Source organism: Erwinia sp. MYb416, assembly GCF_037479575.1.
Lineage (GTDB): Bacteria > Pseudomonadota > Gammaproteobacteria > Enterobacterales > Enterobacteriaceae > Erwinia > Erwinia rhapontici.
In genome coordinates, this window is sequence record NZ_JBBGYT010000233.1 from 452 (window position 1) to 810 (window position 359).

At 59.6% G+C, this 359-nt stretch carries 1 pseudogene; it reads right to left on the reverse strand.

Going from position 1 to position 359, the window contains the following annotated elements:
• Window positions 1-359: pseudogene (locus WH277_RS02160) on the reverse strand (OmpA family protein); the annotation flags it as partial.

A 359-nucleotide genomic window follows, 5' to 3' on the forward strand; every position in this document is an offset into this window, starting at 1 on the left:
CGTCTGACTCAGGGGCAGCGAACAGGGTGATTTCAACGCGGCGGTTCTGCGCGCGATTTTCGCTACTGTCGTTCGGTAACAGTGCACCACTATCACCCCGGCCCTGTGAGCGCACGTTGATGCCTGGCTGGGCGATCAGCTGCGCCATCATGCTGCTGATCGCGCGTGCCTGGGTGGCAGAGTATTCGTAATTTGAGGGGAAACGGCTGGACAGTATCCGCTCGTCATCGGTATAGACGCTGACAAGGATAGTTCCTTTGGCGGACTCCATTGCGGTGGCCACGCGCGCAATCAGCGCACGACCTTCAGGAGAAAGCACCGTCGTGGATGGCGCGAATAAGCGATCGGCCGACAGGATG